11 protein-coding genes are annotated in these 14189 nt (G+C 43.4%); 6 read left to right on the forward strand and 5 right to left on the reverse strand.

What is annotated here, in order from left to right:
* Positions 1–13: 13 nt before the first annotated feature.
* On the reverse strand, positions 14–286 hold the full coding sequence (locus F6J90_RS40950) for a hypothetical protein (protein ID WP_293107933.1): 273 nt from the start codon (positions 284–286) through the stop codon (positions 14–16).
* A gap of 166 nt (positions 287–452) precedes the next feature.
* Between F6J90_RS40950 and F6J90_RS40955 the strand changes: the two genes are divergently transcribed.
* Positions 453–617 carry a hypothetical protein gene (locus F6J90_RS40955; protein ID WP_293107936.1) on the forward strand — a complete coding sequence of 55 codons (165 nt, stop codon included), beginning with the start codon at positions 453–455 and terminating at the stop codon, positions 615–617.
* 72 nt (positions 618–689) lie between these two features.
* Here the strand turns inward: F6J90_RS40955 and F6J90_RS40960 are convergent, their stop codons facing one another.
* Complete coding sequence (locus F6J90_RS40960) at positions 690–6911, reverse strand: hybrid sensor histidine kinase/response regulator (protein ID WP_293107939.1); 6222 nt, start codon at positions 6909–6911, stop codon at positions 690–692.
* Between the two features lie 162 nt (positions 6912–7073).
* Here F6J90_RS40960 and F6J90_RS40965 point away from each other — a divergent pair, with 162 nt between their 5' ends.
* The 4 genes from F6J90_RS40965 (at position 7074) to F6J90_RS40980 (ending at position 9179) form a co-directional block, all read left to right on the forward strand.
* Positions 7074–7262: a hypothetical protein gene (locus tag F6J90_RS40965; protein ID WP_293107942.1), complete on the forward strand. Its 189-nt coding sequence runs from the start codon at positions 7074–7076 to the stop codon at positions 7260–7262.
* Between the two features lie 44 nt (positions 7263–7306).
* Positions 7307–7549, forward strand: coding sequence for a hypothetical protein (locus F6J90_RS40970; protein ID WP_071103478.1), 243 nt, complete (start codon positions 7307–7309; stop codon positions 7547–7549).
* Between the two features lie 262 nt (positions 7550–7811).
* A complete protein-coding gene (locus tag F6J90_RS40975) occupies positions 7812–7952 on the forward strand; it encodes a hypothetical protein (RefSeq protein WP_293107947.1) in 141 nt (46 codons plus the stop codon).
* Positions 7953–8039: 87 nt separating this feature from the next.
* Positions 8040–9179, forward strand: coding sequence for a hypothetical protein (locus F6J90_RS40980; RefSeq protein ID WP_293107949.1), 1140 nt, complete (start codon positions 8040–8042; stop codon positions 9177–9179).
* Between the two features lie 48 nt (positions 9180–9227).
* Here F6J90_RS40980 and F6J90_RS40985 read toward each other — a convergent pair whose 3' ends face one another.
* From F6J90_RS40985 to F6J90_RS40995, 3 genes are read right to left on the reverse strand one after another with little or no spacing between them, the layout of a single operon-like run.
* Positions 9228–10607: a saccharopine dehydrogenase C-terminal domain-containing protein gene (locus F6J90_RS40985; protein WP_293107952.1), complete on the reverse strand. Its 1380-nt coding sequence runs from the start codon at positions 10605–10607 to the stop codon at positions 9228–9230.
* A 10-nt stretch (positions 10608–10617) separates the two neighbouring features.
* Positions 10618–11304 carry an SDR family NAD(P)-dependent oxidoreductase gene (locus F6J90_RS40990; protein WP_293107955.1) on the reverse strand — a complete coding sequence of 229 codons (687 nt, stop codon included), beginning with the start codon at positions 11302–11304 and terminating at the stop codon, positions 10618–10620.
* Between the two features lie 7 nt (positions 11305–11311).
* A complete protein-coding gene (locus F6J90_RS40995; protein ID WP_293107957.1) occupies positions 11312–12259 on the reverse strand; it encodes a phosphotransferase in 948 nt (315 codons plus the stop codon).
* A gap of 837 nt (positions 12260–13096) precedes the next feature.
* Between F6J90_RS40995 and F6J90_RS41000 the strand changes: the two genes are divergently transcribed.
* Positions 13097–14119: a glycosyltransferase family 2 protein gene (locus F6J90_RS41000; RefSeq protein ID WP_293107960.1), complete on the forward strand. Its 1023-nt coding sequence runs from the start codon at positions 13097–13099 to the stop codon at positions 14117–14119.
* Positions 14120–14189 lie beyond the last annotated feature (70 nt).

The raw sequence follows: 14189 nt of genomic DNA on the forward strand, positions 1-14189 counted from the left end.
TATGAGGGGAAAATTATTGTTTTATAATTTGCTTGATTATGGGAAACCACAAAAGTTTGGCACTTAATTGATGTAAATCCAAAAATCTTTGCAGACTTCGTACTCGACTCGGATATTTTATCGGCTGAGGAAATCGTTCAGCTAAGTCCGACAAGCGTACATTTCGATACCTTTGTAAAAGTAAAATTAACAATTGTAGTGTTAGATATTGGCCAGGAGTCAGATGAGTCTCCAACACCGTCTGGTAGAATTGTTCGCGTAGCGTGGCCGAAAGGCCAGGAAACATATTTGCTTTGGGGGAGGCTACAGAGACCTCCCGATTTTTTGGGCTTAGGGTTTGCTTAAAGCATTACTCTCTCTAGTTTACAGCCCCCTTGTCACCCCTTGAGGAAAGGGAATATCAAGACCAAATTATTTATCTGCCACACAGTTATAGTATTTCTAAATAGCTCATGAAAACCCTTGACTACTCTCCCCGACTCCCGACTCCCGATTCCCTCGGTGCGCTTTCCGTAGGCGAATTAAATTCGCCACGGGTCGCACCGCTCCCGACTCCCGACTCCCAACTCCCGACTCCCGATTCCCGATTCCCGGTTCCCTCGGTGCGCTTTCCGTAGGCGAATTAAATTCGCCACGGGTCGCACCGCTCCCTACTCCCTACTCCCTACTCCCTACTGACAGCTGATAGCTCAATTCATATAAGTTTCCACTAAACTCAAAATCTCTTGTTCTTGAAATCCATCCGCTAAATCTTTGAGTTTATTAGCAAAAGGCAGATAGTTTTCATGGAGATGTTGTATGAGGATAGCTCGCTCGCGAATCTTTTTCATACTGCCGAGCATGGCCAATTCGTAGAGTACTTCCATTTCCTCAAGGGGCGGCGGGATAATTGCTGCTGTCTGACCTGAGATCGTGCCATTTTTCATCAAACCCATGTCATCAATTGGTTCATACACCCACTCAATCGGTAAATATTGCCCCAATAAAGCCAATAATTTATTCTGGTCAATCGGTTTGGACACAAAAGCTTGACAGCCGATTATATTACTCTTGTTCTGATCCATATCCAGGAAGCTAGCTGAGACAGCAATGATGGGTATGTCTTTAATTTCAGGAATTTGTCGGATTTCGTTAACAGCTTCAAAGCCAGTTTTAACTGGCATGACTAAATCAGTCAAAATCAGGTCGGGGTGAAGTTCAGCCGCCATATATACTGCTTGTTCACCATCCTCGGCGGTGACGATATCAAAGCCGATCGGTGCGAGCATGTTCAGCAAAACTAAGCGATTTTCCAGTTGGTCATCCGCTACCAAGATTTGGCATGGTTTACCCTTGTAGCCCTTAATTTGACCCACTATTTCCGGTTTGGCGTTGGTAACGGTTTTGACGATAGGAAAGGGGATGTCAAACCAGAAAGTAGACCCTTTACCTAATTCACTGGTTACCATCAGTTGACCCCCCATTAACTCCACCAGTTGCTTAGAGATAGCTAAGCCTAAGCCAGTGCCAGCAGAGCGCCGTTGGGTATCACCCACTTGTTCAAAGGGTTGGAAAATTGTTTCTAACTGTTCCGGGGACATGCCAACGCCGCTATCAATGACTTCAAAACGGATAACTGAGGTAGTGATAATAGAAGTAGTGATAATTGAAGCAGTGTGTTGTTGCTCAATTAAGCTAACTCGCAAGGTGACTTGACCATGGTCAGTGAATTTGACAGCATTGCCCAAGAGATTAATCAATATTTGTCGCAACCGTTTCTGATCAGCTTGAATCCCATTGGGTAAATCGCCCACAGGGTCGTATTTGAACAAGATATCTTTTTCTAAGGCTCGCATGCGAATAATCGCTACCACACTTTCGATGAAAGTTTGAAAATGTAAGTCACTGGGGTAAAGTTCCATTTTGCGAGCTTCAATTTTAGATAGGTCGAGGATATCGTTGATCAGAGTTAACAAATGGTTGCCGCTTTGCTCAATAATAGTTAAACCATCGATTTGGTGGTTGCTTAGATTCCGGTCTCGCTTCAGGATTTGAGCATAGCCAAGAATTCCATTGAGAGGAGTACGCAATTCATGACTCATGCTAGAGAGGAACTCGCTTTTAGCTTCGTTAGCCGCATCAGCCGCTTGTTTGGCTTCTGCTAATTCAGCAGTGCGTTCGGCAACTTTCTCTTCTAAATTGCTGTAAAGTTGAGCATTTTCTATGGAAATAGCAGCTTGGGAGGTGAGCAGATTTAAGACTTCTAATCTGTCTGAAGTAAAGGCTCCACTGGTGAGATTATTTTCTAGATAAAGTAAGCCAATTAGTTTACCTTGATTGATGATGGGAGTACACATCAGACTCCGGGGTTGCTGACGGATAAAATAGGGGTCAGCAGCTAAGATAGTCTCAACAGTAATATCATTGATGACTAAGGTTTCCGATTTCCGTTTAACATAATTGATCGCACTTTGGGGAATATCTGGGCTTTCTTCCACTGGCATAGATAGCACTAAAGCGAGTTGATTAGCGGTTTCCATAGCCTGGAGCACTAACCTGTCACCTTTTACCAAAATCAGAGCACATTTGTCAGCGCCTGCATTCTCCATCAGCACTTGCATCAACCTGGAGAGCAACTTATCTAGCTGGATTTCCCCAGACAGGGCAAGGGATGCTTTGATCACCGTAGCCAAGTCCAAAGCGGTTGAACCGTTGGTAGTGGTGGTATTAACCCCTTCAGTGGTGAGGTTGGTGATCGTCTCCCTGCTGGTGAGATTGATAGTTTTCTGGCTAAGAATGGAACCGAGAAATTGGGGATAGCGAATTTCCAAATCCTCCACCTTAGCTTTTGCACCCCAGTGACTATAACCATAGTAGGCACAACTCAGGTAGGCTTGGGCAATGGTTTCTTTACCCCACTCCAAGTAGAATTTAGCCGCCAGTTCATTAGCCAGGGCTTCGTCTTGGATGTATTGGTTTTCCTTTGCTCCAGCAATGGCGCGGTCATAATACTCTATGGCTTCAAGCTTTTCACCCAAAACACGATAGCGCTCCGCTTCTACTAAATAAAATTTGTGCAAATAATTCATCGGGGCATGGTCTGCCCATTTTTTGATCTTGTCTTGATTTTTAGCTATCTTATCTAAACTTTGTTTTTGTTGAGCTTGATTCTGTTCAGGATAGAGAGCTAAGCGAGTTAGAGAATCGTACCAATAGAAAACGGCAACAATGAAAACGGCTGGTGCTCCATCTAAATAATTTTCGGTAATGGTGGCATTTTGCCAAGCTTGCTGATAATCCTGAAATAGATAACAGAGGAATAATTTGTACAGGTGTAGGGTGTAAATTGCCCTGAGGTTATTGAACTCCTGATGGAGTGGGAGCATAATCTCTTCGTCGTAGACTTCACCTTTGAAACAGCAATAATTTTCAGCTTGTCCTAGCAAGTTTAAGACCAATTGCCAGTTGATGGCCGTAAACTGACGTGGCATCTCTTGCTTGAGTTGATCAATCCCTTGATGATATTTGGCAAAGGTCTGGTCAAGCTCAGCCAGCTCCAAGCCGAGCCACAAGGAATGTTCTAAGTAGAACGTTGCACAGAAGGCAGATTGGTCAAAATCTCCAGTTTCTACCCCTACAGAGTAACCTTCTAGCAAAGAGGTTAATGTTTCTTTCAGATGCACTTTCCAGGGTTTTGTTCCGAAATTGACCACCAACAGTACTGTACATTTAAGCTGTTTAGCATTGAACCGTGCTAATAACCTCAGAGCCAGTTGACCGAAGCGATAGTTGCCATCAATATCTCCACAGAGCTGCCAGAGAATGACTGCATAACCTGCATAGGACACAGCAGACACAGGACAATTGCCATTTTGGAGGGAGAGATTGACCTCTTTCAAAACCACTAACGAAAACAGTAGAGGATTGGTCAGATAAGCAACTGGCATCAGTCGCCAGAGGATACTCATCGCCGCTAGTTTTTCCGGTGCGGTCATCACCGGTAAATTCATTAAGTCCTCAATCTCTTTACCTTCTAAACCTGACTGTGTCTGATGTACTGCCAGCCCAATATCTTCTGGACTGGGCTGTTGGGGCAGTTCTATCCCCAATAATTTCAGCACTTGCAGCCCAGTGGAAATGGCTTGCTCACTCTGGTTTTGAGCTTTATAGGCGTCAATCGAGACTTCATAGGCTTTGATTTTGTCCAGTAGTGTTTTCCCTTGTGCCAACACCACCATTACCATTTGCTCCATCTGCTCAAAGTCGGTATTGAGGTATGCTGCCTCGGCGGCAGCTTGATATAGGGCTAGGGTTAGGTCATACTGACGTTGCCAGCTATTTTCCCCCAGCAGTTCCAGACCTACTGTTAAATATTTAAAAGCCGCCCCATAGGCCGTCGCCGCCTTCGCTTTTTCTCCAGCAATACGATTTAATTGAGCTAATTCATCTCGCTGAGCTTGATCGGTGATTAACTCCACACCATAATTCAACTGATTGACAATATCAAAAATCTTCTCTTCTCGTTCTGCTGTGGGGATATTTTTCAACAGCAGTTGTCCAATGGTCAGGTGGGTTAACTGTTTCTGGTCTTCCGGAATCAGAAAATAAGCCGCTTGCTGCACTCGGTCATGTAAAAACTTGTAACTTGGGGATTGGTGTTCCCGTAGCGTGCGCGTAGCGCATAAGGGGATTGAGAATTGGGGATTGGGGATTGGTAATTGGCGGAATTTTTCCTCAGTGCTCGATGGTAAATTACTATTAACGGTGAATAATTTGTAAATTTCAGTGGTGGGTAAAACCAACCCTTCTTGCAGGGATTGCCATAAATAAGTCCCTGTCTCCATGGGGGATTTATCATGGATAATCGCCAGGGTATCCAAATCAAATTGGTGGCCAATACAAGCCGCTAGTTTCAAGACATCCTGAGTTTCTTTTGGCAACTTCTGTAACTGAAGTGCCATAAATTCAACCACATCATCCGTGAGGGCCAAGCGTCTAATTTGAGCAATATCACACTGCCAATACCCTTGATCAAAATTAAAGGTGATTAATCGGTCGTGATGGAGGGATTTCAGGAATTGGGTGGCAAAGAAGGGATTTCCTTTAGTTTTCTGAGCTACTAGTTTGGTTAGGGGTTTTGCCAGTTCTATTCCACAAGTCAGGGTATCCGCAATCAGATGGTTTAAGTCAGATTTACTCAGGGGTTCGAGGGTAATTGTATTCAGTGGGACGCCAACTTTGGCCATCTCGGACAAAGTGAGCATCAACGGATGACTAGGATTTACCTCATTATCTCGATAAGCACCAATTAGCAGTAGATGTATGGTATTAGTTTCTGCCATCAACAATTGCAGCAACTTCATCGAAGCCGAATCTGCCCACTGCAAGTCATCGAGGAAAATCACCAGGGGATGTTCCTTGGTGCTGAAAACTTGGATAAATTTACTAAAGAGCAAATTAAACCGATTTTGGGCCGCCGTACCGGAAAGTTCTGGAGCCTTTGGCTGTTTACCGATAATCCCTTCTAATTCTGGAATCACATCCACCATCACTTGACCATTCTCACCCAAAGCAGACAGAATTTGTGCTTTCCACTGCATCAGTTGGCGATCAGTTTCGGTGAGTAATTGCTCCATCAAGTCCCGCACTGCTTGGACTATGGCACTAAAGGGAATATTACGCTGGAACTGGTCAAACTTACCTTGGATGAAGTAACCCCGCTGCCGCACAATCGGTTTTTGGACTTCATTGACCACAGCGGTTTTACCAATCCCGGAAAAGCCAGCTACCAGAATCATTTCTGTAGCTCCTTGAGTGACTAGCTCAAAGGCGGCGAGTAAGGTATCTACTTCTGCTTGACGCCCGTAGAGTTTTTCCGGAATTACAAAGCGATCGCAAATGTCTCGACTGCCCAACTTAATCCCAGCGATCGTGCCAAATCTGTGCAAGTGATAGGAACACTGTTCTAGGTCATACTTGAGTCCCAAAGCACTCTGATAACGGTCTTCAGGATTTTTAGCCATCAGTTTACTGATAATTTGGGACAGGAGTGGGGGAATAGCGGGGTTAAGCTGGTGTGGAGCTAATGGTTGTTTAGCAATATGACAGTGAACCAACTCCATGGGGTCAGTAGTGCTAAAAGGTAACTCTGTGGTGAGCAGCTTGTAGAAGCTTACCCCCGTCGAATAAAAGTCACTGCGGTAGTCAATGCCCCGATTCATCCGTCCCGTTTGTTCCGGAGACAGGTAAGCCAGGGTACCTTCGAGGCAGTTAGGACTAGTCAGGATTTGGCTTTGTTTCGGGAGTAGGGAGGCAATACTGAAGTCGATGAATTTGACTTGACTGGTGCTGGGATTAATCAGGATATTGCTAGGCTTGATGTCTTTGTGGATCACTCGGTGGCGATAGAGTCCGTCCAGGATGGAGGCGATTTGAATTGCGATGTCGAGAAATTCCTGAATAGGACTTACGAAGTTTAGTTGGTTTTGCCAATTTTGGGGGGTAATGATGTCAAAGTCCCCCAAAATTGGGGGATTTAGGGGGCACTTGCGTAAGTCCTGCTGAAGTGACTGCTCACTAAGCATACCGGGATGCTCTAGCTGATCCGTTATCGGTCTTTGGTGCAAGCTATCAGTGGTATACTCTTCCAGGGAGATGCCACCAAAGTCTTCCATCACCAATACCAACGTATTGTAGTAGGACTCCAAGCTATAGATTTTGATAATTCCGGGATGGTCAAGATTTTTGGCAATGGTGTACTGATTTCGGAACTGGACAAGTTCCTGGAAGCTGGGGTAGGGCTTATTAAGCAGTTTTAGTACTACTGGTGTGTGGTCTGAGTTCCTAGTGCCACGATAAACTAGGGTTCTCGACCCATGGTAGACCAGGTCAGTGATGCAATAGCCTTTAATGTTGGGAGGAGTTGTGTTCATAGGTGACATAGCTAGGTGAGGGTATAGAGCCTCAGCGACCAATTCAACCGGACTCACTTTATAGATTTCCCGTTTCCTCCAGACCAGGTAACATTGAGCGAGGCACTCAGGGGTGGGGAGGGTGGGGAGGGTGGGGAGATGGGGAAATGGGGAAATGGGGGGATGGGGAGATGGGGAGATGGGGGAGATGGGGAGATGGGGGAGATGGGGAGATGGGGAGATGGGGAGATGGGGGAGATTTTGATTCTTCAACCAGCTAAGCTTGGCCAAAAGCCCACGCGATCGCGTTCAACCTTCAACAGCCTATTTATACCTACTCACAAACCGATGCTATCGGATAAACAAAGCTAAACTAAAAAAAATTACCGAAGTGACAGTAGCGGGGAATCTCAACAATGCTCAAACCCAAATTAACCTTAATTGCTTTCCTATCAACTACTGGAATTGCCAGTGCTGTTTTGTTGGGTTCAGTTAGTCCAGCTGAATCTTGTATGTACAAGAAGTCTATTAACTACATAAGAGCTGAGCAAGTGAATTGGTTACGCTCTCCTTGGGCAGCGGTTATTACCTTGCCAGGACTAGCTATGGCAGCAGCTTTGTACCTGGGTAATCGCTATTATCTAAGCGATCGCCAGTGAGCTTGTCAGCATTCAGCCGTCAGCATTCAGCCGTCAGCTTTGTGGCACAGGCTTCTAGTTTGTGGCACAGGCTTCTAGTTTGTGGCACAGGCTTCGACGCATCGGACCTAACGTAGCGTGGCCAAAGGCCAAAGCTTACCTATTTTATTCACAAGCTGATAGCACCTCAAGTAGCGTGCGCGTAGCGCATTAGCTGATAGCTGATAGCACCTCAAGTAGCATGGGCATTAGCTGATAGCTGATATAGCAATCCGTGTAGGAATTGTGCGAATTTTTGTTCCCTGTTCCCTACTCCCGTCTTGATGCAGTCGCTCATGGGGGAAACCCCCAAGACCGCGCTGCATCGCTACTCCCTGCTCCCTGTTCCCTGTTCCCTGTTCCCTGTTCCCTTGGCTATAGCTGATAGCTGATAGCTGATAGCTGATAGCTTACCAAAAAATTGATTACAATACTATAAAATAGTAGTCATAAATCAGTGGAGAAATCACTAATGAGTCAGGAAATTGATCAAGATTCAAGAGTTGAACAGGAGCGCCAATCAGAAACAGCCTCTGTCAAACCAGAGGAAGTAACTTATACTCAAAAGACAGAGCGCCTCCAAGCCTTTACCCAACTAATTAAGTCAGTCGCTCCACTGATTTGGACTGTAGTAATTATTATTGTATTCATTCCCTTAGTCAGCAAACTTATAATCCCCCATTCGACCAATCCTGCTCAAATTACCCCCTCGACTGAATCAACAGTTGTTATTGAACCTCGTCCCGACTTTAGTAAAGTTAATCAAGCAGTTGCTGATGCCGTCAAACAATCTCACGCCAGTGCTGAAGCGTTTGCCGCCCAGGAGTTAGATGTTTGGGAAGCCGAGTTAATCCCTCGTGTGGATAGTTTTTTGGACTGGTATTTTGATTATTTCAATCAGAAAAAGATGGAGCTTTCAGTTCCTTTTATGTGGGGAGCGTCGGCTATCATGCATCAAATCAATCCCAACCTCCCCTCTGGCAAGGAAGCAATTGACGAAAAACTTACCGAGACGTTCCAAAAAGAATTTTCTAAACGAGTACTGCTTCCTCAGAATGCTCAAATGAGGATGGAACTAATAACGAATGATACGATTGAATTATATATGGCTGAGTTGGGCAACAATCTTAGTGACATCCAAAGCGAATATCAAATTCCTCAAGGTCAGTGGGATAGATATATTAACGAAATTTCCACTACTATTAATGATACAGAAGGAAACTTATCCAATATTTCCCTAAAATTGTTAATTGGCGGTAGTGGTTACTTAGTAGCTAAACCTATTCTGGTTTCCATGGGAGGAAAAGTAGCCAGTAAAGTTAGCACCAAACTAGCTGGCAAAGCGGCCACTAAAATGGCCGCAAAAACCGGTGGTTTAGTGGCAACAGAGTTAGGAGCAAGTATAATTGATCCCCTGGCTGGTATCGGTTTATTGATTTGGGATGTTTGGGATTACCGTCACACCCTGAAAGTAGAGAAACCTATTTTACGCAGCAATATATTAGGATACTTAAAACAGGTCAAAAAATCTCTGTTGAACAATCCAGAAACTGGGATTATGACAGCAATTTATCAGTTAGAAGATGGGATTTTACAGTCAGTTGAATCGTAAGCAGTCAGCGGTCAGCGGTCAGCGGTCAGCTGAATGCTTACGCAGATGTTAAGCTGCTAATACGGTTTCTTTACTTCTAATCCCTTCCTCTGCGTACTCCTGTAGAACAGGCTCATAAATTTCAGGAATAGTGGGATATTTCAGACCTGTAAGATTCAGGGAACCTTCCAATAATCTTCTAGCAATCATTGCAGCGGTCTTGGAAGTCAGTTGTGAACAGATGGAGTAATGGTCACCCTGTTTAGCAGAAGGATTGGTTATAGAAATGATGCGTTCTTTTTTGTCGGGGTATTGCACGAGCATGTCGTAATACATGATAATTTGATCCCTTTCTGTATCCCCTGGCTGATAAACGCCCAGTTTCTGAACCAGTAAGTCAGAGATTACATCACAATAGGAGGGCGAATCTTTGGGGGGAATAATCCGCTTGTCCTCAAACAGACCCAGCCATTGATAGCGCATGATAATATCATGGGAAACTGGTATACCCAATTTCTGAGCAACCAACGCTTTAGCATCACCATTTGTGCTGCCACACAGTTCTAGCACAATTTCCTGATAAGTTTTCTGAAGCAGCTCAGGGCGATATTGTGTATCTGAGAAGCCAAGATCAATCAATCCCTGTAAGGTCTCTCCCCAACCGGGGTATCTTAATGTTCCATGATAGAAGTTTCTAACATTATCAATACCGTAAACCTTAGGGTATAGATAAGCTCCAGAATCTGAATTTGGACGAGATTCAAATGTCCCTATATTGGGAACTTCAACCGTTCTAGTTTCTAAATAAACTTTGTCTCCTGGAATCAGGGGTATCTGGGAGTCCTTGATCCAGTCTCCAGAGCCATCTTTGATCTTAACCGAAGCAAAAATAGATTTTTTAGGAGCCCAAAAGCACTTATAACCAAACGGATTAATATTAGGATTACAGGGTAGTACACCAACATGATACCAGAGATCGATAATCTCTCCGCCCTTAGCATGCACATCGTCAATGAGCTTTTTACCGATCATGCTGCCATATCCAGGATCTGTGCCAGCCTCTGTCACAATGGCAATGCCTTTTTCTTTTGCCTGTTGATCCAATTGTTCGAATTCTTGCTGAGTCTTGAACAAGTAGCCGATATGGCAGGTCATGATCAATGACACACTATGTTCCAGACAGTATTTTGTCACAAGGGGCTGATAGGGACCGGGTAAAAAGCTGATGACAATACTACTTTCTTTAATCAATTGATCAAGAGCCTGATTTTCAGGATTTGACCGATCAATGTCAATAGGAGAGAAACTGCGCCTTGAATGCTGATTGACAATTTCTTCTGCAGTCATCTTATTCCTAGAGGCTACAGTAATGTGATAGCCTCGTTCATTCAGATAGTCGCACAGAGGAGCAACTGACACACCCGAACCTAATAACAAAATGTTTTTCATCTCAATATCCTCATGCATTATCAACAATTAATTCAGGGATTACAACTGTATTAGGAAGATTCAATAACATCAGCACTATATCGGCTATAGTTTCTGGTTGAATCATCTTTTCTGGGGATAAAGGAGAAGAGTCCTTTACCATATTTGTGTTAACCCATCCTGGGCAAAGCGCCGTTACTCTTACACCATCTTCTTTAGCGGCATGCAACATGGCATGTGATGCCGCTAAAAATCCAAACTTACTGATAGAATAGCCAACTTTACTGTCTTCAATGTATTTAGCACCGTTGGAAACAATGTTAATAATCCGGCCTTCACTGCTCTGACGCAAATACGGTAAAACCAAACGTGTAAGACGTATCGGTGCTTTTGTATTTACATCCAGCATTTTATCGAGTAGTTCCTCATTATCATCTTCAATATCCACGGAATGAAAAATGCCAGCATTATTAATTAGGCCATCTATCCTATGAAAGACATCGAGTGTTTTTTTTATCCATTCATGTTCTGTATTTGGATAAGCTGAATTATAGGAAACCAATAACACCTTATCCTTTGGCAGTCCTAGAATATCTTTGGTTACCCGATCTAACTCTCTGACGCCAAGGCTGAGAAGAAAGCCATATTCATAGAGTTTGAGTGCAATTGCTTTGCCTATGCCGCGATTAGCACCTGAAATCATAACAACTTTTTCCATGGTATTTTTATAAGAGCTTTGCCTGCTTATTCATAACAGCTTTTAAACATCGTTGCCGATAATCAGCATAAAAATGGTCAGTATGGCCTTCTTGCAATTTGGTGAGAACCCATAGTAATTCCCTGAGCAGGATGGCATCCTGGTGGATGGCGAGTTTATCTCTATTCAGAGATATTTTTGAGTATGCTTGAAGAAACAGCTCAGTTTGCTGGTTATCGAGATGGTGGAAATGGATAAATGCAGCGAGATCAGAATAAATATCATTCATTCCAGCCATTTCCCAGTCCATAAATATAGTATTTTTTTGACCTTTCAATAAATTTCCGTAGTAAAGATCATTATGGCAAAACTTGATGTCACTAGATTGATGGTACGCATCTAATTTATTTCGTATTGTTTCAAAAAACACTTTGAAATTTTTTATTGTATCATTAGATTTTTTTAATGAATGCCAGTATCTATCAAGTAAATCTTTAATATGATAGGTATGACTAATCGGTGAAAGTTCATGAATTTTACGGATAGATTCCCCAAAACTATTCAGTGCTGCTGCAGTTCTGATTTCTTTAAAAGTCCAGACTGGCACATCAATAAATTCAGTAATTATTGAGTTGTTTTTGGGGTCAAATGCGATCGGCTTCACTCCAAGGTCTGCACGATATACTTTTTTAAGAATTGAATATTCTACTTGTCTGTTAATTCCCTGCACTTCTGATCTATGACAAATTTTTATAACAAAAACTCCACTATCTGTATAAACTTTAAAGTTTTGGTTATTTTTTCCTTCGGTTAATTTTTCAACCCTGCTAATAGCTACCTTTTTTAGGGAAGGGAGATTTGAGAATACCTGCTCTACAACAATCCGATCTGAGTTGTAAAATCCAAAGGGCTGAACACCTGATTCTGCCAAGGTCAGCGTTTCACAAATTATTTCCGACTGCTGTAGTTGATTCATCAGGATTCCCTTGCCTATGCCTAATTGTTGACTTTTAACGCTGAGCTATGGTGACTGCTAAGGATGTGTCTCCAGACTGTAGCTGACATAACTCCAGTTCTGGTAGCCTGGTATGTGCCCAGGGTGGTAAGCTCATCTAAATTTGGTATAGATTGTAACTTGAAAAAATCTAATTAAACCAATTTTTGTTAGAATTAGGAAAAATAGAGCTCAAAATAAGTACATTTGTTCTACTAAATCGCTAAACTTTCAACAGGTGCGACCCGTGATGGCGAGCAATCCCTTGACCGTAGGTCACGCTACGCGAACGCCATCACGGAAAGCGCACCTAGTATTTTGAGCAATAAAGAATAAACCGTTGCGAACGCGCCCCGCGTCGGCGAAGCCGAATTGCCATTAGGATTGTTCAGATTTCTCAAATCACATTCTCAATAATTCCGAGATTATTGAGAATGTAGGGTGCTTATTGACATTGACGCAGCAGATTTCAGGTTTGTGACACTATCAAAGAACTTTTATAGCGTTTCTCATAGCTATTAAAAGATTTCAAAATTAATAAGCAAAAATACTTATCCTATGAATCTCATATCCAGTAGGCATTTCAAAATAAGATGCGTTTACCCTGGTATAGCACTACCCATTCATATTAGGACATTCCTAAACTCCGAAACTTAGTCATAGGTTACTTCTGACTTCTGACTTTTCACTTGCGGACTTGCGCGTAGCGCTATAAATGTGCCCAATGCCTTGACATATCCCCAAAAGTTAGATTAGACAATCAATAACATATGCTTACAGTTTAAACCGGATTGGATATTACTCAACCTGGGGCATCCTATGGAAATTTCCTTAATTAAACAAGGGCAATTAAATGCCCAGAACTGGTCTGGCTCTGACATAACACCAGACCTATCAGTGGTGGTACCAATCTACAATGAGGTGGAGAGTTTGCCCCACCTGATTGATGCGATCGCATCCACCTTTACCGATACTCAGCTCAGCTATGAGCTTATTTGTGTCGATGATGGCTCTACAGATGGTTCAACCCAACTGCTCAAGGAACAAGTCCTCTCCCGCCCTAATTTGCGAGGGGTAATTTTGCGTCGCAACTATGGTCAAACCGCTGCGATGGCAGCTGGGTTTAATTATGCTCGGGGTCGTGCCATTGTTACCTTAGATGGTGACCTACAAAATGATCCAGCTGATATTCCCATGCTGCTTGCCAAACTGGAGGAAGGGTATGACTTGGTTAGTGGCTGGCGTAAAAATCGACAGGATGCAGCTGTGACTCGTTTACTGCCATCCAAAATTGCCAACTGGCTGATTGCACGCACCACTGGGGTTAAACTTCATGACTATGGCTGTTCTCTGAAGGCTTATCGCTCGGAATTGGTAGCGGACATGAACCTGTACGGTGAGTTACATCGGTTTTTACCAGCCTTGGCATTTATTGAGGGGGCAAGAATTACCGAGTTACCCGTGCGTCACCATGCTCGTCGCTATGGTAGTAGTAAGTATGGTCTGGGGCGAACGTTCCGGGTGCTAATGGATTTGTTGACCATCTTCTTTATGAAGAAATTCCTCACCCGACCCATGCATGTATTTGGATTACTAGGTCTGAGTTCCCTAGGCACGGGCATAATCATTGGGGCTTATCTGACCATTCTCAAGCTAGGTCTGAATGAAGATATCGGGGATCGCCCTTTACTGATCTTGGCAGTACTCTTGATCTCGACTGGTGTACAACTGTTTAGTCTTGGTCTACTCGGAGAACTACTGATGCGTACTTACCACGAATCTCAGGGAAGACCGATTTATCGGGTCAGAGAAGTGGTGTCCTCTAATGTTGAACAACCTTAGTGATATCAATTGCAAATCAAGTTGGTTAGTGGCTAACCAAAGTATCATCAGCCCCCATTCACCCATTTAA

The sequence above is a fragment of the Moorena sp. SIOASIH genome, assembly GCF_010671925.1.
Lineage (GTDB): Bacteria > Cyanobacteriota > Cyanobacteriia > Cyanobacteriales > Coleofasciculaceae > Moorena.